Origin of the sequence: Burkholderia sp. SJZ089 (assembly GCF_007828315.1) — a bacterium.
Lineage (GTDB): Bacteria > Pseudomonadota > Gammaproteobacteria > Burkholderiales > Burkholderiaceae > Burkholderia > Burkholderia gladioli.
This window is the reverse complement of sequence record NZ_VIUM01000020.1, coordinates 61,683-85,164: the sequence shown is the minus strand read 5'-3', so window position 1 is coordinate 85,164 and position 23,482 is coordinate 61,683. Positions and strand designations below refer to the sequence as shown.

General features: G+C 64.7%; 19 protein-coding genes. 3 read left to right on the top strand and 16 right to left on the bottom strand.

Annotation, left to right across the window (positions count from 1 at the left end):
• Positions 1-24: 24 nt before the first annotated feature.
• From FB600_RS30030 to FB600_RS29980, 11 genes are all read right to left on the bottom strand, one after another.
• Positions 25-1,860, bottom strand: a complete 1,836-nt coding sequence (locus tag FB600_RS30030; protein WP_145757792.1) for a site-specific integrase — start codon at positions 1,858-1,860, stop codon at positions 25-27.
• A 2-nt stretch (positions 1,861-1,862) separates the two neighbouring features.
• Positions 1,863-2,150 (bottom strand): hypothetical protein, encoded by a 288-nt coding sequence (locus FB600_RS30025; RefSeq protein ID WP_244108766.1) that lies wholly within the window; start codon positions 2,148-2,150, stop codon positions 1,863-1,865.
• 379 nt (positions 2,151-2,529) lie between these two features.
• Complete coding sequence (locus tag FB600_RS30020) at positions 2,530-2,982, bottom strand: hypothetical protein (RefSeq protein WP_145757796.1); 453 nt, start codon at positions 2,980-2,982, stop codon at positions 2,530-2,532.
• Positions 2,979-3,221 carry a hypothetical protein gene (locus FB600_RS30015; protein WP_145757798.1) on the bottom strand — a complete coding sequence of 81 codons (243 nt, stop codon included), beginning with the start codon at positions 3,219-3,221 and terminating at the stop codon, positions 2,979-2,981. Before FB600_RS30015 ends, FB600_RS30020 begins: the two co-directional genes overlap by 4 nt.
• A 15-nt stretch (positions 3,222-3,236) precedes the next feature.
• Positions 3,237-3,518 carry a hypothetical protein gene (locus FB600_RS30010; RefSeq protein ID WP_105853342.1) on the bottom strand — a complete coding sequence of 94 codons (282 nt, stop codon included), beginning with the start codon at positions 3,516-3,518 and terminating at the stop codon, positions 3,237-3,239.
• A 792-nt stretch (positions 3,519-4,310) separates the two neighbouring features.
• Positions 4,311-4,844: an RES family NAD+ phosphorylase gene (locus tag FB600_RS30005; RefSeq protein ID WP_145757800.1), complete on the bottom strand. Its 534-nt coding sequence runs from the start codon at positions 4,842-4,844 to the stop codon at positions 4,311-4,313.
• Positions 4,841-5,266: a DUF2384 domain-containing protein gene (locus FB600_RS30000; protein WP_145757802.1), complete on the bottom strand. Its 426-nt coding sequence runs from the start codon at positions 5,264-5,266 to the stop codon at positions 4,841-4,843. Before FB600_RS30000 ends, FB600_RS30005 begins: the two co-directional genes overlap by 4 nt.
• 685 nt (positions 5,267-5,951) lie before the next feature.
• On the bottom strand, positions 5,952-6,209 hold the full coding sequence (locus FB600_RS29995) for a hypothetical protein (protein ID WP_145757803.1): 258 nt from the start codon (positions 6,207-6,209) through the stop codon (positions 5,952-5,954).
• A 462-nt stretch (positions 6,210-6,671) separates the two neighbouring features.
• The gene (locus tag FB600_RS29990; protein ID WP_145757805.1) at positions 6,672-6,959 is read right to left on the bottom strand and encodes a hypothetical protein; all 288 of its coding nucleotides are present in this window, start codon (positions 6,957-6,959) and stop codon (positions 6,672-6,674) included.
• Positions 6,960-7,824: 865 nt separating this feature from the next.
• Complete coding sequence (locus FB600_RS29985) at positions 7,825-8,235, bottom strand: type II toxin-antitoxin system VapC family toxin (protein ID WP_145757807.1); 411 nt, start codon at positions 8,233-8,235, stop codon at positions 7,825-7,827.
• Positions 8,232-8,474, bottom strand: a complete 243-nt coding sequence (locus FB600_RS29980; protein WP_145757811.1) for an antitoxin — start codon at positions 8,472-8,474, stop codon at positions 8,232-8,234. The genes FB600_RS29985 and FB600_RS29980 overlap by 4 nt, the downstream gene beginning before the upstream one ends.
• 1,030 nt (positions 8,475-9,504) lie before the next feature.
• On the opposite strand from FB600_RS29980, the gene FB600_RS29975 reads away from it, so the two are divergent.
• The 3 genes from FB600_RS29975 to FB600_RS29965 all read left to right on the top strand — a co-directional run bounded on the left by FB600_RS29975 (position 9,505) and on the right by FB600_RS29965 (position 13,320).
• Positions 9,505-10,158, top strand: coding sequence for an AAA family ATPase (locus tag FB600_RS29975; protein WP_036032694.1), 654 nt, complete (start codon positions 9,505-9,507; stop codon positions 10,156-10,158).
• Positions 10,159-10,160: 2 nt separating this feature from the next.
• Positions 10,161-11,183: a ParB/RepB/Spo0J family partition protein gene (locus tag FB600_RS29970; RefSeq protein WP_145757813.1), complete on the top strand. Its 1,023-nt coding sequence runs from the start codon at positions 10,161-10,163 to the stop codon at positions 11,181-11,183.
• 1,162 nt (positions 11,184-12,345) lie between these two features.
• A complete protein-coding gene (locus FB600_RS29965) occupies positions 12,346-13,320 on the top strand; it encodes a replication protein RepA (RefSeq protein ID WP_145757815.1) in 975 nt (324 codons plus the stop codon).
• Positions 13,321-14,467: 1,147 nt separating this feature from the next.
• Here the strand turns inward: FB600_RS29965 and FB600_RS29960 are convergent.
• The 5 genes from FB600_RS29960 to FB600_RS29940 all read right to left on the bottom strand — a co-directional run bounded on the left by FB600_RS29960 (position 14,468) and on the right by FB600_RS29940 (position 23,459).
• Positions 14,468-15,361 carry a Crp/Fnr family transcriptional regulator gene (locus tag FB600_RS29960; protein ID WP_145757817.1) on the bottom strand — a complete coding sequence of 298 codons (894 nt, stop codon included), beginning with the start codon at positions 15,359-15,361 and terminating at the stop codon, positions 14,468-14,470.
• 408 nt (positions 15,362-15,769) lie between these two features.
• A complete protein-coding gene (locus FB600_RS29955) occupies positions 15,770-17,113 on the bottom strand; it encodes a DUF1173 domain-containing protein (protein WP_145757818.1) in 1,344 nt (447 codons plus the stop codon).
• Between the two features lie 14 nt (positions 17,114-17,127).
• Entirely contained in the window at positions 17,128-17,340 is a 213-nt protein-coding gene (locus tag FB600_RS29950; RefSeq protein ID WP_145757820.1) for a hypothetical protein, read from the bottom strand.
• A 35-nt stretch (positions 17,341-17,375) separates the two neighbouring features.
• Complete coding sequence (locus FB600_RS29945; protein ID WP_145757822.1) at positions 17,376-18,044, bottom strand: hypothetical protein; 669 nt, start codon at positions 18,042-18,044, stop codon at positions 17,376-17,378.
• Between the two features lie 15 nt (positions 18,045-18,059).
• Entirely contained in the window at positions 18,060-23,459 is a 5,400-nt protein-coding gene (locus FB600_RS29940; protein WP_145757824.1) for a YadA-like family protein, read from the bottom strand.
• Positions 23,460-23,482: the final 23 nt, after the last annotated feature.

Below are 23,482 nucleotides of genomic sequence, written 5' to 3'. Positions count from 1 at the left end.
GGTGCAAGAGCATGCCGAGACAGTTTACTTGTCCCTTAGCCCGGCCAGCCTGGCATGATATTTCGCACTCTCCTGGCGCATGCGCTGCTGCTCGGCATTCACGTAGATCGTGGTGGTCTGCAGCGAGCCGTGCCCCAGCACCTGCTGCAGCACCTCGATCGCCATACCGGCCGCGGCCGACTGCGTGCCAAACGTATGCCGAAACGCGTGCGGTGAGGTGGCCGCCAACTGCCGGCGAGCCGACTCCTCAAGATCCGGCAACTGCTCGAGCAGCCGGCCTAGCGCGCGCGCCACCACCCGACGTGCCGCGCGCGGCGTGTACCCGGCCACACGCGTCATCTGGCCCGTGTCCGTCACCCCAAACTTCTCCCGGCCCGCCGGCGTGGGCGGCACCACCGTCGGCGCCACCAGCGGCAAGCCGTCGGCCTTGGCGCCGGCGGCATCCAGATCCAAGCCGCGATCCTGCCAGTGCTCACGTAGCGCTTCCACGGCATCCTCGGTCAGCGGCACGATGCGTTCCTTGTTGCCCTTGCCGACCAAGCGCAGCATCCAGGTCGCGGGAATCTCGTCCTCGGCCGGCCACCACTGCAACCCATCCCGCTCCGCCGTCACGGCCTCCTCGATACGCAAGCCCGCGTCGCCCATCAGCAGCACCAGGGCCCGGGCCACGCGCCAGTCCGGCCCCTGCGGGCCGAACCCTTCGGCGCGGTCGGCGAGTTCCGCGCGCACCCGGCTCCACACGTCGATCGGCAGCGCGCGCTGCACCTGCAGCTTGGTCGCGCGCTTGACCGGTTTCGGGTCGGTCACGGCCACCCACGGGTTGCCGGCAAGGTAGCGCACCTTCACCAGCCAGTCGAACGCCGCCCGCAGGGTGCGCACCGCGTAGCGCTGGCTGTCGAGCGACAGCGGCGTCAGCGCGAACGGGCGCCAGCGGCCCGAGGCCCGCGAGGCCGGCGGCCCGCGGAACGCCTCCGACGGACTCGTCAGGAACGCCTTGTAGGCCTCGCAGTCGTCGACCAGGATCGAGGACATCGGCCGGCCGCGCTCCAGCACGCACCACAGCACGAAGCGCTCGAGCTCGCGCCAGTACGCGCGCTGGGTGGCCGCCTGCCCGTCGTAACGGTGCAGGTAGGCGAACACGGCATCCAGGTCGTGCGCGGCCGAAATGTAGGGAAACGCCGGGGCGCGATTCACGCCCCGGGCGCCGGCCAGGTCGTGCGGCACCACCAGGCGGTGGATCGGCACCAGCTGATCCCGGCGCAGCGCGACGCGCGTCTCCGGCGAGGCCAGCAGCGGATCGACGCCGTCGACGTCGGCGTCCACCGTCTGGCCGATCGTCTCGACGTGCCGGCGCAACCAGGCCACCATCGTCCGGGCCCGGCCGACGCCGATGCGCGGCACCGATCGCCACCAGGCGCCGCCGCGGCGGTTGCAGTACGCGACGAGTTCCCCCACCGTGCGCACGTCCACCTCGGCCAGCCGCTGCGCGATCAAGGGCCGGAACCAGCGCGCGACGGCGTGGGCCGCCGCCGGCGCGGCCTTCGCCCAACTGCCGGCCGCCAGCTCGATCATCTGCAACGACACGGGGGTCAACCGCGGCTCGCCGTACTTGCGAATCGAGGCCTGCAGGTGCTCGACCAGGACGGACGACCCCTCGCGCAGCGCGATCGACACCAGATCGTCGCGCATGGTGCGCAACAGGCGCTCGACGTCCAGCACCGCGTGCTCCTCCGGGTCGAAGTAGAGCCGGGCGATGGTCGCGACGGGCAGGCCTTTCACGCGCGCGCGCAGCGCCGTGAATTCGGTGCGGGAATAGGTTCGGGGCGGCGGCAGCTCGAGCTGCTGAGGGCGGTTGGCCATCGTCAGGTCCGGGCCGGCTTGCGATGAGCAGGCGCCGCGAACGGCTTGCGCCAGTCGGACTCCGCTACCGCGTCGAGGACGGCCATCGCTTCGGCGCGCGCGTCGTCGAGGGTGGCAGCCGCCACCCTCGGGATGCGCTGGCCCGTCTCGACGTCCGATACGACGTACTCGACGCGCGTTGGGGCACGCGAGCGGGTCGAGGGGTGAACGGCGAACGTGCGACCGCGGTGCGCGAACGGCACGCCGATCACCTCGACGCGCACGCCGATGGCCAGCGCGATCTCGAACACGATGCCGTCGACGCGGTGCGCAGGGAGGGAGGCGAGGGTCGGTGGGCGATTCATAGGCCAGTGAGCGAATAGGGTTGAGCGCGTAGGGTTTCCCACCAGGGCGTGGACTCGAGGGCGGTGAGCCAATCGAGACACGCTCTGCCATCGTCGGTCAAGGTGGCGAGCTCCTCGGGGACCGGGCAGTGGGGAGAACGCGCGGACACCGGCTGCTGCGACAGCCGAACGGGTTGGCGCACCCAGGCGATGAAGCCCCACCCCACCAAGGTATCGATCGTCGCGTCATGCCGGTGACGCACCACCTGGCGTCGGCATACGTGGCGAAGCATGGTCAGAACCGCCGCATGAGAGGGTACGCTTGGGGGCGTGGATGGATTGGCGTTCATGGGATGGGGATGTCCCCCTCTCCTCGCGTCGTACCGGCCCAGGCCGACTTCACTGTCCGGTTGCCCTGACCGGCACGGTCTTGGCGCGGCTCGAGCTTGTCGCGCTGCCGCGTGGTGGGCAGCACCGACGCGGGCGACGCCGGGTGTACCTCGGACAGGCAGTCGTCGAGCGACCGCGCAAGCTCGCGGATCGCGTTGACGAACGTGGAGGCGTCAGGCCCATCACGATGGGCGAGCTGCGCCAGATCCAACAACGCCGCGTAGCGCGCCACGCACTCGGGCGGGAGATCCGCGGAAGGGGCTGGCCGAGACAACGTTGCGCACCCGCTGATCAGCAGCAAGAGCAGCACCAGAAGCTGCCGCTTGAAGCGGCGTACGAGCGCCGCGACAGCGCGCGGTCCAGCGGGCAGCGTGCGGCTGCGGCGCTGATCGAGCGGCGCGACGTTCATCGCGGCAACCCCAGCATGGCGCACAACCGGGCTTCGTCGTATTGATATAACAAGGCGGCGGGATCGCACTCGGCAAGCAGCGCGTCGACCAGCCGCCGCCAGAGATCGAACGCACCGCACGCGCGAGCCCAGGCCAGTTCGGCGTCGTCGGCGTCGAGGTGGGTGACCGCGTCGAGCTGCCGGCACACTTCATTGAGGACGTGCGTGGTGATCTGGGCATAGCTGAGGCTGATGGGCACGATGGCTCCTCGTTTCTACGATGACGGCGGCGGTTCAGGCAGATTGAACGTGTCGCCGAAGAGCGCGTCGAGCCGGGCCTGGTCGGCTTCGAACTCGGCCGTGGCCAGCGGATCGGCCGGATCCGTCAGATCCTGCATCAGGCGATTCCAAAGCACGAAGGCGCCGTTGGCAAAGTCTAAGTACATCTGCTTGCGACTAGGATTCGAGCTGCGTTCGGCGTCGGCCAGGTATTCGCGGAGGCACGCCTCGGTGCGATCCGTCAGGTGGCGCGCCGTCATCATCTGGCGGTGCGGCATCACAACCCTCCTGCAAAGACAACATAACGACGACACGGGCTGGCGGCCCAGATCCCCTGCGGTGACGCCCTACCCGTCGGTCCCGTTGACGGGGGTCTGCTCGCCGCGGCAACCCAGATCGCGCTTATGCGACACGTTGGCCAGGGCGAGCGGCCGGGGGCGCATCTGGCCGGCGTCGAGCACGGCGGGCACGCGACGCACGACGTGCGGTGCGGGCGATCAGGCTGCGCTGCCCCGGCCTCCCCGGCTCGACGATGGTCGCCAGTCTGGGCTCATCAAAAATACGGGTTTACCCGATATCTACCGAGACGTAATCCGGCCCCAGGGGATTTTAGAACATTAAACACAAGTCTGCTAATGGTGCTTAGCGGACTTGACAACGCCCACAAAAAACCCGATCAAGGCCGGGCTGGCTAGGCGATCAAGCGGCGGGCTCATCGCTCGTCAACGAACTCCACGGGCGGCCACTGCCCCGCTCGCGGCGCGCCAGCTGCCGCCAACGCCATGGCGGCGGGATTCCACCGCCGTTCGAACGCGATCCCCGTACGGACGTCCGCCAACACCACCCACAGGCCCAAGCCTTGTGGACTGGATCGGAGGGCAACCCGGAACAAGATCGCTGCTTCGCTCAGACCCAGCGGATCCCTGCTGTGCGTGAGACGAACCTGCACGGCAAGCGCCGGCTGGGCGGCCTCGAGGGCCGCTGCCTCAGCCCGGATCCGCGCGAATTCCATCGCGGCATCGTATGACATAGCGTTTCCCGTGAATGGGTAGATCGGGGCGTCGCCGCCGTCAGGCGGTCGGCTCGCCCCAGGAGACTTGGTTGCGTGGCAGGGCACCGGCCGGGTCGTTCACGTCCAGGCGATCGCCCTCCCCCAGCTGGTCCACGAACAGCACCAGGTTCGTGCCGCCCGCAGCCTGCGTCGAGCGAAACAGGATGCCCTTGGCGCCGGCGGCGATCGCCTCGTCGCCCAGCACCCAGCTGGGCGGCTCGATCCGCGCGTTGAACCAGTCGCGGCGCCAGTCGCAGAAGAAGGATTCCCACAGAGGTGGCCAGAGATCCGCGTGAAAACCGCCGGTGAAATCGACCACGGGCGTCGCTGTGACCCGATAGCTCACCAGCGTGCCGGGCGGCAGCAGGGGCGACAGCTGCTGATACTCGGCCGCCGCGGTGGCCACCTCGAGCGCCAGATACAACGCCGGCGTGCCAATCCGGTTCGCCCGGCCGCCGGCCTGGGCGGCACCCGCGCCACTGGTGGGCGCCACGGCCCACTTGGGCACGTGCATGCGGTAGGCGGTAATGTCCTGCAGCGGCGTGAGGATCATCCGGCGGCGCCCGCCTCGAGCGACACCACATAGCGCACCACGTCATCGGCTCGGCCGGCCGACACCAGGGTTTCGGCCGTCTGATAGTCAAACACGGCCAGCGGCTCGTTGCGATACCAGAACAGCGCGCGCTGGACGTCGCCCGACAGATCCGTCGCGGCACGGATCACGCGGATCGCCTCGCGCAGGAACTGCTGGACGCTGGCCGACTGCGGCGCGCGGGCGACGGTGTTGCGGTGGACGTGAGCCTGGTCGGCGAGCGTCTGCAAGTCGATGTTCAGGGCCGCCACGTAACGCCTGGCCGACAGCACTGGCGCGGCCGTGTCCGGCTCGCGCAACGCACTCAGGAATGCATCAAAGCTTGCCGGGGCCGGGCCGCCGGCTGGCGCGGCGGGTGCTCGGGTGGCTGCGAGGGTGCTCATGATGTCGCGCTCCTTTTGTGCACAAATCATGAACAGTTATAGCACGGAAAACGCCCCAACGTACCACACTTGGTAAGGATAGCTAGTGGACTTAATGCCAGAACGGCAGACATGCTTGAGGTGCCGTGCGACCGCCCCCTGAGGAAGACCTGAAATGAGCCAACCCAGTCGATTCATCGGGATTCCACCTCACCGACATCGCTCGCCCAATTCACCCCTTGCCGCGCAATCGGCTCCATGGCCGGAGTGGAACGGACAAAAAAAGGGGCCACGCGAAGTGGCCCACCAAAGCATCGTCCCAGAATGCGATCACCCGCCATGAGGGCGATCAGCTCTTTCAGTATATGGGCAATCCTCTGACGAATTGTCAGCAATGGACAAATACCGGGTGGGCTTGTTCAGGAGGTGAGTCGGCGTTTCGCGCAGTCCGAGGAGGTCGGCGCTGCGGCCGGATTGACGTCCAATCGGCCGGATAATTGGAGGGGGTGGCGTTGACAGCCTTCCTCCCCTCCAAAAAAACGGGCCGCTCGACAGCCCGCTCCCAAATGGAGGTACTCGCCATGATTCGTCATGCAAGTTTCATGGTAGCGCGCATCGAAAGAACGTCAACCCTATCGCTGCGCCCCACCGCCACGACTTGGGTCAGCCACCGGATTGTTCGCCTCGCGTCGGCTGCGCTGGGACGTCAGTGCCGCACGCCGGGATGCACAAAATCGGCTTCGGGCGTAAATGGGTAAGGCCTTGGATCCCCCTCGAACATGACGTAGCCTTCGACGCCATGCTCACGAAGCGCCAGCACTGCACGGCGGGCACACGTCACGGCGAACGCGTCGAGCTCGCCCGGATCATCACCTGGCCCGACCGCCACCGCTCCCGTGCCGCTGAACATTGGGGCCACGTCATCGCAAGAGCCGACCTTGCGACCAGAGATGCGATGCTTCATTGGCAACTCCTTCTGACCGTCACCAAGGCGGCAATGAAAAATTGGGCCACCGAAGTGGCCCAATAACGTCTCGTTACGTGCCGCCCGTCAGAGAGGTGGCAGTCCCGAGTGTAGTCTCGGATCCCGGTCTCCCAGTGTCAAAGATTGCAAATTGACGTGCTGGCGCCGTTCGCGATCCCGTGCAGGCAAAAAAAATCCCGGACGGGGACCGGGATTGAACTCCACGCGATGAGAGAGGCACGCGTGAGGAGACCCATACCGATACTACATAGTCGCCTCTCAAGAATCATCAGAAGAATTGTCAACAATGGATAATTGCGGCCCATGCGCCTCAGCTGCTCACCCGCAGCCGCGGCCGATCTGACCACTCGCGTGTCCATAAAAAAGCGGGCCACGGATGGTGGCCCGCTAAGGTGCTACCGTCAGTCGGAATGACGGCAGCACGCCCCACTACAACGGGGCCTAGCGCAGTAAATCCTGCGCCAGCGTTCCGTCATGTCCCTCAGCGCCATACGGTCCCAAGACGCTTTCCAGGCTGCGCCAGAGTGCCTCCACGGTCATACCCGGCCCTTCCCGCCCGGCAAAACGCATCTGAAGGTAAAACCATCTCGCCGCATAGGCATGAGCGACGCGTGCGAGATGCGGCGGAAGATCTTGCGACCGCACCACCATTTCGGCAACATCCCGCGCCCTCGCTTCGTCGACCCGGCGCGCGAACACCGTGTCGAACGTGACATCAGGCTTAACCATCACGCCCCTCCCGCATCGATTTGGCCTCTTGGCGCTGGTGTGGCTTGGCAAAAAAACGCCCCGACACGCCTTCGCCAGGGCATTCAACCGGCGCGTCCGAGGAAAACGCGCCAGGAAGGCAACTTCCAGCTTAGTCCTTGCCCTGAAAGCTCATGGTTAAAGATTGATAAATCGGCGATATGCGCGGGCGGATGGTCCCCTGCTTCGCTGCAGCGACCTTTAGCGGCCGAATGACAAAAGGACATTCGGGAAGCATAGTTATCACCTGTGCGATTTCTCGCCTCTGCCCCGCCGCCGGCGGCGCCTGGCCGTCTACCGCCATCGCACCAACTCGAGCACGGCCAGCAGCGCGACCAGTTGGGCCACACGTCTCGCGCAGGCCGGGTGACGATTGACCGTCACGATCAGGCGATCCACGGCGGTAAGCAGACGAAGAAGACAGGTGAGCATGGTGGTCACAACAGAGCGTCGAAGAGCCGGCAATGTAGGCATTGCTGCTGCGTCGGCGCCGCGACTCCTCCCGTGGGATCTTCGCGGCAGTGGCTGCTCTTGGTGGGGCCGACGCTCTAATGCCCGGCCCGATACTGCGGCAATGGCCGCCTAGCTCACGCCCCAGCGGAAGACGCTGCAGTGGGCAGCCGAGGCTCTGTGCCTCGACATCGACGCGGCCTGGCGGGTCTTCACTCAGGCCGCAGCCGATATCGCCGGCCGGATCCGGCGTGCCGATCGACGCTCCGCTAAGTCGCAGCCGCTCGAGACTGGCGGCTGGCGATCGCCGATGGCGACAGGCTGGCCCCAAAGATTGAGACCTCAGAATGGCCGCGATGACGATGCCGACGGCCTTCTCAAGCCCGAGCTACGGGCGTTACGTCGTCGGCCGCAACCAGTTTTCGATCCGCAGCCCAGCAACTCGGGCAAATTCGGCCGTGTTGTCCGTCACCAGAACAGCCTCGACTGCCAGCGCGTGCGCGGCGATCAGCATGTCGTTGGCGCCGATCAACTGGCCTTGCTTCTCGAGTTCGGCTCGCAATTGGCCGTAGCACCGGTCGGCGTCGGCCTGCAACGGCAGCACGGGCAAGCTCGCGAGCAGTTGCTCGACGCGCTGCGCGAGCGTCGACGAACCGCGTTTCAAGACGCCAAAGCGCAGTTCTGCCGCCACGATGATCGAGGTGCAAAGGTGCTCAGGCGGCGTCAGTCCGATTCGGGTGGCGCAGGCGCCGCGCGGGTCTCGCATCACGTTGGACAAGATGTTGGTGTCCAGCAGGTACAGCGTCATTCGATATCGACCGGTTCGGCCGACAGGTTCTCGATGTCGGGAAACGTTTCATCCAGCGGGGTCCATTGGGCAAACAGCTCCCGCAAGGGCGCGGCCGGGACGGGCTCGATAATCAGGCGCAGGCCTTCCCGGTAGATGGTGACCTCGGAGACAGCGAGCTCGAACTCGCGCGGAATCCGCACGGCCTGGCTGCGCCCGTTGCGAAACAACCGGGCATGGCGAATGTCGTGAGTGGGCATGAGGCACCTCCTAGTCGAACAAAAATGACATATGCCAAAGCATATACAAGCTGGAACCGATTCGCAACCGATGCTGTATCCGACAGATCCCCTCTGGAGTCGGCTCATCGGCGCCATTAAAGCCCCAACCGCAAATGCTGTCATACAACACCGGCAACCGCGGTTATCGTGGGTGGCATTTTTTTCGCCCTTCCCTGCCTCGACTCACCCTAGACGCACATAAAGCCCGGTCGAGGCCGAGTTCGGATACGTATCGAAATGCGACGGCACAATCCATGCGTCGGCGCAACCTGTAGCGATCAAGGCCCTCTTACGTTCGGGTAGGCGCGATCTATATTGCCCTCGATCGATGAACGGCGAGCATGGGATGGGAGACGAAAACACTGATTGGTGCGGCAGTAACCATCTTCGTGATCTGCCACCTCGCTGGACTGCAAGCCTTCAGGTGGCAAGGCGTCAACCCAGTGGCAACGTGCGATCCGCAGTACATAGGCGGCCACAAAGCCGGTCGTCGAGTGCGGTCGTTACCGGATCGCACGAGGCCGTAGCACGATGGGCGCCGGCGCGCCTTATCGATTCCGAGCTGCGCTGGCATCTCGCGCGCACGGCCGGTGCACTGACGCTCTGGCCGGCACCGCAGCCCTCCTTCGCCTTTGCCACCTCACTGACCACTCCGCTCGATAGCGCTCCCGTTACCTAGCATCCGCAACGATTGACGACACGCCCGACATCGAACGCCTCGAAGCGCACCGCCGGTAACTGACACTTACGGAGAGGACTTAGCACGGCCGCCTCGTCCAGAGCGTTTGGGACGACGAATACTTGTCCGATGCGGCGCGGTTTCTACGTAGAAACCGCGCCGCTCTTGGAATGATCAAAAAAATCTTGAAATCCTAAAAAAACATTTTTAAAATCGACGTCATCATCAAATCGATTTCTACGTAGAAACCAGACGAAGACTCCGTCTTGTCTCTTAATGGAGCATGGGCGAGCTAAGTTTCTACGTAGAAACCAACGTTGTGGGAGGCATATGGCGGCGAAGATCATTGCAGTTTTCAACCAGAAAGGCGGCTCGGGGAAGTCGACGATCAGCACCAACCTTGCAGGAGCGCTAGGACTCGACTCGCGAAAAACGATGGTTATCGACCTGGATCCGCAAGGAACGGCTTCGATCGTTATTGGGAACGCGCCGGAGGACCAACCATTCCCGGCAGCATGCGCCAATCTGGCGATGCTTGCTAAACCAGATCAAGAAATCCGGAAGTATGTTGATGATTACGAATTCATCATCATCGACTGTCCTCCTGCCATCGCCTCGGCAGCGCCGTCAAGGGCGCTGCTCATTGCGGATCTCGGTTTGATACCAGTCGGCGCCTCGGGGGGGAATGTCTGGGCTATCGGGGAGGCGAAGAAGCTTGGCCAAAGAGCTCAGGAACTAAACGACGATTTGCAATTGCGAACTCTGGCCAATATGAATCAAAACACTGCTGTCGTTCAACATGTGTTTTCCGAGCTGGACAACGATTCAGAAGTACCCGCTTTGAAAACCCGTATCGGCCTGCGCACGGCATATAAGGAAGCAGAGTTGCTCGGTAAAAGTGTGCTCCAAATAAAGGGCGCGAAAGAAGCGCACCGCGAAATCAAGGCTTTGAAGAAAGAGATCCTCGAAATTCTGGAGAACTAAATATGGCGAAGAATTTTGGCGACCAGTTGCGTAAGGGGCAGCAGCGTGACGACGCGATGCGGGCAGAGAAGGTTAGCGACCGATTCGCTAGAGCGAATACTGCGCTGGAGGGACGTGAGAGCCTACTTTCAGAGCAACCAGCGAGCGCCGATGCCAGACACGGTGGTCCAGATTTCTACGTAGAAACCTTGGAGCGGGCGGGAAAGGTTAAGGCGATCACGACGACGTGGCCGATCGATATGATCGACGACAATCCGCTGAATAGTCGGAGAATCTACGACGAAGCGAAGGTCAGAGCCCGCGCAAATTCGATTGCGAAAGACGGGCAGATGTTGCCCGCGCTGGCAGCGCGTCACCCGAGTGACCCTAAAAAACTCATTCTGATCGACGGCCAATATCGCAAACGTGCGCGGATTTTCCTTAAACATTCTGAACTCGACGTCAAGATACTGGACGGCCTCGAGCAGATCGATTTTTGGCGGCTCGCCCGGACTGCAAATTCTGAACGCGAACAGGAGTCCGCTCTTGACGCCGCGTACGCTTACAAAGCGTTGCTCGATGAAGGACTTGCGCCCGACCAGGAACGCCTGGCCGCGCTGGTAGGGGAGTCGAAAGGCGCAGTCAATAAACACCTTGCACTGCTGGATCTCCCTGAGCCCGCATTGGACCTCATAGCAGACCATCCCGAATTATTCGGTATCAATATGGCGTATGAGATAACTCTTTACCGAAAAGCGGTGCAAAACGATGATCGCACCCTCCAGCTGATAAATCGAGTCATCACCGAGCAATTGTCATTTCGAAAAGTAGAAGCCATTCGGAAGGCACTACAGAAGGGTCCCCGACAGCGCAACCCTACGGCACGGCAGTTTAAGTACACGCGGCCTGACGGCACTTCGATAGGAACAATTAAGGAATGGGACGATGGCCGAATCCAGATCGATTTGAACCTGGGAGACCAGGTCGAACGTTTCCGGGAAGCGCTACAGAACATGTTGGCCGCGGATGGCGCCAAAGCTGATTAATGCGTGACGGGGCCGCGGATAAGGTTTGCCGGTGCATGAAAATGGGACTCCGGCAGACACTCTGAATGTGGCCATAGCACAACATTGCGTTGGAGGCCTGGAAGGGGAGGGGAGGCTGACCTGACGCATATGTTGGGGCGAATCTGCATAAGCTCACGCATATCTTGGGGCGAGAACGGCTGTGATCCTACGCATATCTTGGGGCGCCCTAAGTCTACGCATATTTCGGGGCGGTTACGCCCTAGCAGGGGACGCATATCCTGGGGCGGTGGACTACCGCATGGCCACAAACAGGGAGGCAAGGCTTCGGTCCGTGCGCATATGTTGGGGCGCTTTCCGAACACTTGACGCCTCGGCCCACGTCAGTGCTCATACCCGGGCTACGCATAAGGTGGGGCAAATTCGGCCTTCGGTTTCCGCGTACTGAATAACGACAAGGATTCTCACGAAAGTGAGCGCTTACTGGGCAAGCGGTTAGCGACGCATATCTTGGGGCGGAAGCTGGCGCATAAATCGGGGCGCACACTGACGATATTCTTCGCATATCTTGGGGCAAGTAGTGTTGCCATGGATCTGCCTACGGGGAGCTGATATACGCATAAGTTGGGGCGGGGAAAGGTAGGGCTCCGGCCAAACGCCGCTGGTGCTTGTCTGGCTACGCATAAGACGGGGCGAGAGCTGGGCAGCGCAATGGCGCCCCGGCCCGATATCAACGGCGCAGTACTTCGAGATCCCTACGGGTTCGGACGCTCCTGCGTATCAAGATTTGCGGCGGGGTAAGGTTTTCTGTCTCTTCGTCGTGGTCGAGAGGTCGCGGAGCGTGGGCAACCGAAGGTTGTCCACTGAAGCGAGCTCCTCTACAAGCGAATTACAAGTAAACAACCTTTAAAAGCAAAGCTATACGTGCGATTTTTTGTAATCGAATCAATGGCTTACGCGTGTTCCTGCCCCGAGATATGCGATGACCGCCCCGAGATATGCGGAATCGGCCCCAATTTATGCGTAACTGCGGCCCCGACTTATGCGAAAACTGGCCCCGAAATATGCGTGGATAACTTTCCTTATCCACAGGGTTTATCCACAAGCTTGTGTACCGCCCCAACATATGCGTGACGAGGTACAGGGGCTATGTTTTAATCCGCCAAACTCAGCGAGCACCACCATGCCCGAAAGCGCGAAACCGAAGAACCAGCCCCGGAAGCTGTCGGAGCCGAAATCGACGGCGATTCGACCGAGCGTCGCAAGCCGACTCTTCGAAGAGTCGCTAGCGATAGAGCGCGAGGACGCGTTCAAAGCAGGAATGGCCGGCTTCATGGGACGCGCGCTGGTTCAAGCAACTTTGCCATATCGCGAGCCCGATCGAAATCTGCCGGTGTGGGGGCGAGCATCGGGTGACATGAGTTTGATCATCAAGCCAGGCTACTATCACGAGCAGAAAACCAACCAGCTCGAGAGTATGGGATATCCCTACGGCACGATTCCGCGGCTGCTTCTCGCATGGCTTGGGACCGAAGCGGTTCGAACGAAGGAGCGGCAGCTCGTCCTCGGAAAATCGCTTTCTGCGTTCATGGATGCATTGGGTATCTCGTCTCATACGGGCGGCAAGAATGGTTCGATCACGCGCGTGCGTGAGATGATGAAACGGCTGTTCGCTTCCGATATGGCGATTGTGCAAGGTGGAGGCTCCGCTCCGGGCGCTGATTTCGCGACGCGCAAGTTCAGCATTGCGGACGAGACCGCGCTGTGGTGGGATCCTCAAGCGCCGGATCAGGCAGGCCTGTGGCAGTCAACAGTGACGTTGTCGGAAAAGTTCTTTAAGGAAATCCTTGAGTCGCCTGTCCCGATCGACTTGCGTGCGCTGAAGGCGCTACGCCAGTCGCCAATGGCGATCGATCTGTATTGCTGGCTCACCTATCGTTACTTCTCGCTGCGGGCCCCGACGACAGTTCCGTGGGAAGCGTTGAAGCTCCAATTTGGCTCTGGCGCGGCTGAGGACAAGAAATTTCGGGAAACCGTTCGGCGAGCGCTGCTCCAAGTGCTCGAGGTTTACCCTGCCGCGAATGTTGATCCGACCAAGGCCGGCTTGCATCTGGTTCCGTCGAAGACTAGTGTCCCTAGGTTGATCAAAGCCGCATAGTCGACCGCTGGCTGAGGTCAATCACTTCCCGGGCACAACCCATGCCTTGTCCACCCCGGACTCGGCCGCTTTGAGCGGCGCGTCCTGCACCCGCTCACCAACGTCAAATTCCCTCTGCCCTTTGCAACAAAGGTTTGGCGTTGGCACGTGCAGTGCGGCCCGCTCTGAATTAGCAGCGCCGGCGATCGCGCGCCGAAGTTGTGCTCTGCAATGTGGGCTTCGTAGTGACTACCTAGCGGGTCAGCTTTCTCACGATATATTTTTGGATCCCTGATATCGCGGGTGGCGCCTGCATGCCGTGTGGCTGCTCGCTTCTTGTTGGCTCTGAGGTGAAGTATGGCGATGTCGTTTGAGGTGAGTTCGGAGAAACTTGACCGTTAGTTGCATTTTACGATCTGCTGCGTGCTTCTCTGTATCGAAACAACTCGCCGTACGCTTCTCGACGTGGTGTGAATTGACCGGGGTTCCAGAATCCGTCCGCCGTATGAGACGTGCAGATCGCGCTCGCGAAACTTGTGGACATACTGCGCTAACGTGACAACGTCGGGGCCCTTGCCGCATGTCCGCTGGAGTGGGTCACCGGCCTTTTCTTGAGGGCTCAGGAGCGTGATGAGACCAGTGGGGCATGAGAAAGGGGATAGGAACCCTGGCCGTTAGTTGCATATACCCCCTTCCTGCAGAACTTGACTGCGCTTACGTCGGGAAATTGTGGTCGGGCAAAGGGCGCGCACACGCGCGCGTTGAGGCCGATGCCGGAGTATCCGGCATCGGATGATTTACGCGCACTTAGCGGTGCGGCGGGCATAGCCCGCCGTGGCGCTTAGTGCCTGCCGGAGGCGAGGGCATGCGTCGCGATCGGTAGCTCGTAGGCGGGCTTGCCCGCCCTCTGAGGCGGAGCCTCAGCTCGATATGGGGTAGGTAGAGATAGGTTCTGATTAAGTCCCGACAGCTAAGCGCCACCTGCACCGACAGTTAAATACACTTATCCACATGCGCCGCCAGACGATGGCTCGTCACTCGCTGGAGAGTGCGACGCGACGCGTGGAAAACGGAGGGAAGATTCGGGCCCCAGCGTCGGCCTGGCCAGGTCGACGCGAACGCGGCCCTCGCGCGCGCGACGGGAAAAGTGACGAGGGACGCTGCGGAGTTAGGCTGGAGGGGCGAGTTGGATTCGCGCGATCCGGAAGCACCGGTCGCGGTTCCAATCGGGATGAGCGGCCTTGAGCTCGCCGGCACGGATCATCACCGCGCGCTCGAGTTCGGCCCGGCGATCACTTTCAGAGAGCCGGCCACGTGCCGCGGCTTTCGCCTGCGCGGCCGCCAGTTTGTCGGTCAGCTGGGTGAGCAGCTGGCCAGCGCCGGCGCCGATCTTGCGCTCGCGCTTTCGTGCGGCGTCTCGCCGGCGTTGCGCACGCAGATGGGCACGCGTGCGCTCGTGCCGCAGCCACTTGCCGAGTCCGAATTGCTCGAATAGCGCCGGCGTCACATATCGAATGGCGGCCAGGCCGCGATATCGAGGTCCATCCTCACCGACCTGCAGCTCGCATTGCGGGCGGCTCTTCACGAGCCGGGCCGTGACCAGGTCCCGCAGTGCCCGCTCTGCGCGGCGTACCGAGAGGCCCGCCTGCTCGGCCAGGTAGGGCCACGTGAAGTCGACCCAGCCGCCCTGCGCCGGCACGGCGATACGCAGCGTGGAGACGTCGCAGAACTTGATCAGCGCGCGCACCAGTTGGACGCAGGCGACGCGGCGCTCGCTGCGCTGCTGCCGTCGGCTACCGTTGGCCGCGTTCAGAGACGGGAGCCAGGCCTGCGGCGTGTCGAGATAACGCCCGAGGCGCTGTTTCAGCTCGCGCAAAAGACGCGGGCTGTTGGCGGGCGCCGGACAGGGGATATCGGTCGGCCAGACGCGGTCAGGGAGAGGCCCGCGCGAAATCGGCGCGCGTGCTGCGGCCGCCAAGCAATTAGCACTGGCAGCGGGTTGATGCGGATTCAACGGTGCAGCTGCCGGCAGCGGCAGCGGACCGGGAACCGGTTGCGTCATCGGCTTGCTCAGTTCGTCGCCGACGTGCTCCGTGTCCAGGTTGCTCGTCTGATAGTCTCGGATGGGGCAGTGCTTCGCATCCCGGCTCCTGCCTCGTTCACTCTCTCGTTCGCGGTTTGGCCCATCTGGTTTTCTGTTTTCACTTGGCGTGTCGTTCTTCGTTTCGTTGTCACCTGGATGTCGCTTGACAGCACCAACTTCCGGACTAGAATCGCCGTTGGTCTGATGTGGCGGCACCCCCTTACACCGTCGCTAACATCGCTTACGCCCCGACTTCAACTCGGGGCGTTTTTTTAGTTTTCCTTTCAAATTTCCCTTCTTTCGTCTGACACAACATCGCGGAATACCCGCCTGCAGTCCAGCTAACAAATCGCACCCGCCCGCTCGGCGTCGGCGTACTCGATGCGCTCACAACCATGTGGTCGGCCAGCTGTTCTCGGTGTCCGCAGGCATGCCGACAGAAGGCGGTGGCTCGTCCTCGAGTGGGGGTTCCTCTTGCACGGGCCGCATCGCCGGCGCCGCGGCCGGCCGCGCACGACCGCTTCCCAAGCGGGCGGCCTCATAGGCAGTCAAGGGAAGGGCAGGCATCGTTTCGGACCCCGGCCGCCAGGTCCATGCGTCGAGGTCCGATTCGGCGATAAGGAGGTCCAGCTCAGCCTGGTAGCTCGAGGAGACCTCCGGCGGCACGATGTAGAGCGCGGTACCGCGTTCCGCGTCGGTCAGCAGCGCGGTGGCGATGGGATGCTTGGCCGTCTGGTTGTAGCGCAGGCACTTCTGGTAACGGCGTTTCGCGAGCGTCTTCAGCAGCGCGTGATCGGAGAGCGTCTCGAACGGGATCCACGAGTCCGTTACCAACATCGTGGAGACTTCCTGCACGGTCGCGATGCCGGTGGCCGACACGCTCGCGGTAGCGATCACCATGAGGTGGGTTCCCTCCGTTGCCGCCCAGATCTCCAGCTCTACCGCGAAGACCTTCTCGATGCGTTTCTTGGTCTTCTCGTCGATCATCAGGCCGAAATCCGGCAGGTGCTTGATGACCAGCTTGAACCCAAAGCGCGCGGTCGCGATCTCCTTCAGTTCCCCGATCACCAGCACGAAGTGCGGCTTGCCGGATTCGGAAACGGAAATCCGCGCGAGGCGCTCGGTGCGGCGCTGGGCGATCAGGTCCTTCTGATCGCCCACGAACATCTCGGGGATGTACAGGAGGTCCTCGAGGTTCATCTTCTTCGTGTTCTTGCCAGCGGCCGCGAGCAGCAGATACTTCCGCACCACGGACCAGTTCCGTTTGCCGGCCATGTTGGGCGACCAGCGATTCAGCTGCGCCTGCTCCCAGAGGTAGTGCAGCAGCCCGCGCAGGGTCAGCTTCTTGCCATCGGCCTTGATGCTCTCGGGCTCGTTACCCGACGGCTCCGGCATCTCGCGTGCCGGGCCCTTGGCCAGGGCGAAACCAAACTTGAGCGTGACCTGGCCCGACTCCGGATCCTCCACGATCGCCGAGCCGTCGACGTCACCGAATCCACTCAGGCCCGGCGGTGTCTCGAACGAGTCGCAGCCCAGTTTGTGCTTGGTGCCGGTGCCCGGCATGCGCTTGACCTGGTAGCGGCCTTCGAACCGCGCGATGTACATCGGAATGGGTGGGGTCGAGCACAGGCAAAGGGGACGCGCCTTTGCCTCGTGCGCAGCCGGCAGCTTGGCGAGGAAGCTATTGCTGTCGCCGTCGTACTCTTGTCCGTCCAATTGAAAGCGTTGCATGGTGGCGCCCCGAGTTATGCGCTGGCCAGGCGTTTGCCCGCCCCGTGCGACGATGCGTTAGCGTTGCGCCTTGCGGGCTCGTGAACGTCGAGGCCGCGCGCGCGTGCCTCGATCAGCAGCTGTACGAGCTGCTCGGCTTCGTCCGCGGAGATGTCGCCGGCGATCGCCGCCGACACGATGCTGCGCGGGGTAACAGGCTTGCCACTGCGGAAAATCTGATCGGTCATGAGAGGGATCCTCGTGTTCGGATGGAGGAGGGCGATCAATCGCTGCCCGGCGGCGTATCGCCGAAGATCGTGCCGCTCGCGATGGAGGTCAGCAGCTCGCGGGCGTAGTCGATCGACGGGATGGATTCCCCGAAGTACGCGTCGACGCCATACGGGTTGGTGCACCACAGCCCTTCACCCTTGATGTAGTCGAAGGTGTGGCCATCCGCTTCGGCCGATTCACCGGCCGCCAGCAATTTCACGAAGACCTCGGGAGTTGGCAGATCCAGCGCGGCCCAATCGCCGGCGGCGATCGCCGCCTTCACTTTCGTGCGCCGCTCCTCGGCCGCCCGCTCTTGCGCCATCTCGGCATCCACGGACGCCAAGGCGCCGGCTAACTCGGCGGCATCACGGGCTTGGTCGACCTCGGTCAACAGGACCTCGCTCTCGAAGGCGACTTGCAACATCGGCACGTCGACAAAGAGCTGCGGGCATTGCAGATCGTGAGCGCCCACCAGGACAAGATCTCGTCCGAGATCGCGGGCGCCGTAGCGTGCGCGCTTCAGAAGCTCGTTGCGCGCGTCGGATCCCTCGTCGGTGGTGCAGATCGCCATCGCGTAGTCAACACGGGCCTGCAGGGCGCGCGAGAAGGCGACCGGCACGTCGAGGCGGCGCTGACCGACGGCCGCGGCGATGTCCTTATGGGTTTGTCTTTTCGATTTCATGGTTTTCCCCGTTGGTTACCAAACGAAGCCAGCGCCGACGCCAGCGGCGACCGTGCCGCGCGTGTCGGTCGAACCGTTCGCCTTCAGAATCCACCGGCCGGCGTAGGTCGAGATCCCGAGCGCCATCGCGGACTGGCCGCCGTAGGTGCCGCCGCCGATCGCGACCATGCTCCGGCCCAGCGCCGGCGCCTGAGGCAAGCTCGCGATCGCGACGGCCGCGGCGATGCCGCCGTTGGCGTCGCGCCGATCGTGGTCGAGCCGGTTGCTCAGGTTCGTGACCGAGTCGTTCAGCTGCTGGACGTTGACGGCATCGGTCGGCGCCGTGCCGGCCGACACGTTGGCCAGGACACGCGTTGTCCCGGTCGACGCGTTGCCGATCGACACCGAGTCGTCACGGTCGGCCACCGAGCCGGCACCAAGCGCGACGGCATTCGCGCCGGTCGCACTCGCGTTACTGCCGACGGCAACCGCGTTCGTGGCGGACGTGGCGGCACCGGCGCCCAGCGCGGTACTGCGGTCGCCGCTGGCGGCCGCATTGCTGCCGACGGCAATCGCCTCGGCGCCGGTTGCGATCGAGCCGCCGCCGGTGCTGTTGAAGGCGGCGTATTTCAGGCTGCCTTGCCCGGGTTCCGGGATCGTCTGGCTGAAGCTCGAGGGCAGGATGGCGCCGAGGCGCGAGGAGAGGGCATTGATCGCGCTGGTGTTGGCCGTGACGGCGGCGTTGGTGGCGAAGAGCTGGGCGCCGTTCACAGCGTCCGAGCTGGCCGCTGTCAGCGCGCCGGCCGCCAGGTTGTGGATCGTCACCGCCGAGCCGGCGCCGAGACCACCCAGGGTCACGCTGAGCTTGGTCGGGTCGTCATAGGACAGCGTGTTGCCGGCGATCGTGTTGACCGTGCCGATGACCTGGTCCAGTTGGCCAACATTGACCGCGTCGGTGGCGCTGACGCCGGCGGCCACCCCGGATATCCGCCGCGCGCCGGCTGTGCCGCTGACGTCGAGCGTGGTGCCGCCCGTGGCAGCGCCGAGCGTGATCCCGCTCGCGCTCTGCTGAACGAGGCCGACGGTGCCGGCCGCGAGCTGGCCCGCCAGCGAGGAGACGGTCTGGTTCGTGGCGTACAGCTGGCGCCCGGAGACGGCATCGGTGCTGCTGGCCGAAAGGGTCGCGTCGGCCACATTCATGAGCGTGACCGGCACGCCGGCACCCGGCGCGCCGAGCGTGATCCGCGAGCGGGACGCATCGTCGTAGGACACCGCCGCGGCGCCGACGGCACCGACCGCCGCCGCCACGCTCTGCAACTGCTGCAGGTTGACACCGTCGGTAGCGTCCGTCCCGGCTGCGACGCCCTTCAGCTGGCGGGCGCCCGCCGTGCCGGCGAAGTTCATGGCCGAGCCGGCCATGCCGGCACCGACCTGGATAACGCCGTTGGCGAGCCCACCCGGTTGCTGCACCAGGCCAACCGTGCCGGCGGCAAGCCCGGACTGCAGCGCTGCCAGGCTCGCGCCGTTGCCGGACAACCCGGTCGATAGCGACGAGATCGCCAGTCCCGTGGCGGTCGAGAGGGTCGAGACGGCCGCCGCGGTGGTGCCGATCGCCTGGTTGGCGGCGTAGAGCTGCCGGCCGGCCACGGCGTCCGTGCTGGTGGCCGACAGGGCGGCATCCGCCACGTTGGTGAGCGCGACCGGCGTGCCGGCGCCCGGTGCGCCGAGGGTGATGCGCGAATGGGATCCGTCGTCATAGGCGACGGCGCCGGTGCCGACGTTGCCCACGGCGGCCGTGACGCTCTGCAGCTGCTGCAGATTGACGGCATCGGTGGCATCGGTGCCGGCGGCCACCCCCTTCACCTGGCGGGGCCCGGCGCTGCCGCGCAGATCCACGGTTGTACCGCCTGTGGCAGCGCCGATCGTGATCAGGCCGGTGCCGGTGCTGGCATCCTGTCGCACGATCCCGACCGTCCCGGCCGCGAGACTCGATTGCAGAGCCGCCAGCGTCGCCCCGCTGGTGGCCAGCCCCGTGGACAGCGACGTGACGGCCTGCGCCGTGCCGGTCGAGAGATTGGCGAGCGTGGCCGAGGCCGCGGCCTGGCCGGTCGACAGGGACGTGAGCGCAGCAGCGCTGCCGGTGGACAGGCTGCCGAGCGCCATCGTGGTGCTGGCCAGCCCGCTGGTGAGCGAGGCGACCGACTGGTCGGTGGACGTCGACAACGACGCGATCGCGCTGCCGACTGCCGTGGTAGCTTGCTCGGCCGCGTACAGCTGCCGGCCGGCCACGGCGTCCGTGCTGGTGGCCGACACGGCGGCATCGGCCACGTTGGTGAGCGTCACCGGCGCGCCGGCGCCGATCGGCCCGAGCGTCACCCGCGTGTGGGAGGCGTCATCGTAGGCAACGGCGCTCGAGCCGACTGCGCCCGTCTGAGCCGCCACGCTCTGCAGCTGCTGGAGGTTGACGGCGTCGGTGGCGTCGCTGCCGGCGGCCACGCCCTTGACCTGGCGCGCCCCGGCGGTGCCGGCCACGTTCAGAACCGTGCCGGCGGCGTTGCCGGCGATCGTGATCGAGCCAGTGCCCGCTTGCTGGACCAGACCGACGGTGCCGGCGGCCAGCCCGGACTGCAGCGACGCGACGGTGGCGGCGGTCGAGGACAAGCCGGTGGACAAGGACGCCAGGCCGCGGCTGGTGCCGGTCGACAGCGACGCCAGCGCATCCGTCGTACTGGTCGAGAGGCCCGCGATCAACGAGGTGTTGTCGGCGATCCCGGTCGAGAGCGAGGAGGTGGCCGCCGCGGACGCCGTCGAGAGAGTGGCAATCGCGCCCGCGTTGGCGCTCGTGGCTTGCTGCTGCGCATAAAGCTGCCGGCCGGTGACCGCGTCCGTGCTGCTGGCGCTCAGGGCGCCATCGGCGACGTTGGTGAGGGCGACGGGCGAGCCCGCGGTACCGAATGTCACCCGCGTATGCGACGCGTCGTCGTAGCCGACGGCACTGGCGCCAATGGTGCCGGCCTGGGTGGCGACGCTCTGCAGCTGCTGCAGGTTGACAGCGTCCGAGGCGTCGGTACCGGCGGCCACGCCCTTCACCTGGCGCGCGCCGGCCGTGCCGGCGACATTGAGGACCGTGCCTGCGGTACCTGCACCGATCGTGATTGCACCTGCGCTGGCGCCGCTGGCTTGCTGCACCAGGCCGATCGTGCCGGCGTTCAAGCCGGCCTGAAGCGCCGATATCGTCGTGCCGTCGCTGGCCAGGCCCGTCGACAGCGACGTGATCGACTGTGCCGTGCTGGTGGACAAGCTGCCGACCGCCTGCGCCGACGAAGTCGAAAGCGAGCCAAGGCTTGTCGCGGTACTGCTCGATAAGCTGGCCAGCGCCGTGTTGGCGCCGGAGAGACCGGTCGACAGCGAGGACTCGGCTTGAGCCGCCGAGGTGGACAGCGACGTGAGCCCGGTTGCCACGCCAGTCGACAAGCTCGAAATGCCGGCGGCGGTCGCCGTCACGCCCGTCGACAGCGATGTGACGATCTGCTCGGTGCTCGTGGACAGCGACGAGAGATTTGCCGCCGTGCTGGTCGACAAGCTGGCCAGAGCGGTGCCGGCGCCGGCGAGGCCGGTCGAGAGGGAGGCGACCGATTGGGCCGCCGAGGTGGACAGCGAAATGAATCCATCTGCCATGCCCGACGACAAGCTGGCGATGCCCGCCGTGTTGCCGGCCACGCCGGTCGACAACGATGCAACGGAGCTCCCGGTGCTGGTGGAGAGCCCGGCGATCGCGCTGGCCGTGCCGGTGGATAGGCTGGTGAGCGCCGCATGGGTGCTGTCCAAACCGGTCGACAGCGAGGCGATCGATTGCGTCGCCGCCGTCGACAGGCTGACGAGTCCGGTGGACAGGCTGGTGATGCCCGACGCATTGCCGGCCACGCCCGTTGACAGCGATCCGATGGATAGATCCGTGGCGGTCGATAGCGAGGTGAAGCCGTTCGCCACGCCAGTCGACAAGCTCGCAACGCTGGCGCCGTTGGCAGCAATGCCGGTCGACAGCGACGTGACCGATTGCGCGGTGCTGGTGGACAAGCTTGTCGCCGCCTGGGCGCTCGACGTCGACAGAGATGACAACCCAGCCGCAACGCTGGCCGACAGGCTCCCGATCGCCGACGTGCTGCCCACCAACCCCGTCGACAGCGACGAAACCGATTGCTCGGTGCTGGTGGACAGGTTCGCGACCGCCTGAGCATTCGACGTCGACAGCGAGGCGAAGCTAGAAGCCGTACCGGACGAGAGGCTCGCGATGGCCGAGTTGCTGCCGGCGAGGCCCGTGGAGAGCGACGCCATGTCACTGCTCACGCCCGTGGAGAGGCTCGCGACACTCGAGACGTTCCCGGCCACGCCAGACGAGAGCGATGCGAGCGAGCTGCCGGTGCTGGTAGACAGGCTGGAAAGCGCGGTGCTCGTGTCGACGAGGCCAGTCGACAGCGAAGCCAGCGATTGCGCCGAGGTGGTGGAGAGCGAGGCGAGACCGGTGGACAGGCTGGTGATGCCCGTCGCGTTGTCCGCCACGCCGGTCGCGAGCGACGTCTGGGACTGGCTGCTCGAGGTCGACAGACTGCCCAGCGCCTGTCCGACCTGGTAGAGCTCGGAGCCGTTGACCGCGTCCGTACTCGTCGCGGAAACCGAGCCAGCCGCGACGTTGGTGACCTGGCGGGGCAAGCGGGACTGCCCGAAGCTGACCACGCCGTTCGACGTGGTGCCGGCGACGGCATAGTCCTGGCCGGCGATGTTGATGCTGCTGAGCGGATGCGCGGACCCTGTCACGGAGCCCGCGCCAATGGCCACGTCGCGCGGATTCGTAGCGATCGAGGACGTGCCGATCGCCAGGCCTTGCTGAGCCAGCGCGGCCGCCGAGGATCCGAGGGCCACCGCATTGGTGCCCGTGGCGGTGGCCTTGAACCCCAGCGCCACTGCGCCACCCTGTGTCGTGCCGGGTGAGTTCGCGAGCGCATTCAGCCCGATGGCGAGGTTCGCTTGGCTGGTCCCGCCACTCGAATCGATACCGGCCGTCGTGCCGTTACCGATCGCGATGTTGCTCTGGTCGGCGGCCGTCACGCTGTAGCCGATCGCCGTGGCATACGAGCCCGCCACTGCCGTGTTCCCGATGGCCACCGCGTTCAGTTGCGCGCTGGCCGACGTCCCGAGCGCCATCGAATCATCGCCCGCGGCTGTCGAGCTGTAGCCGATGGTCACCGCGCGCAGGCCGAGCGACGAGACGGCCGTGCCTTCGGCAATCGAATAATCGCCCGATGCGACGGCGCCATTGCCGTTTTGGATCGCACCGGCACCTTGCGATTGCGCAGGCGCCTGTCCGGACACCGATGCGAGCGCCGCGGCGATCGCGATCGATATCCCGGTGCGTTTGGGTCTTTTCCTCACTTTCATTACAATCCCCGCTTAACATCGAG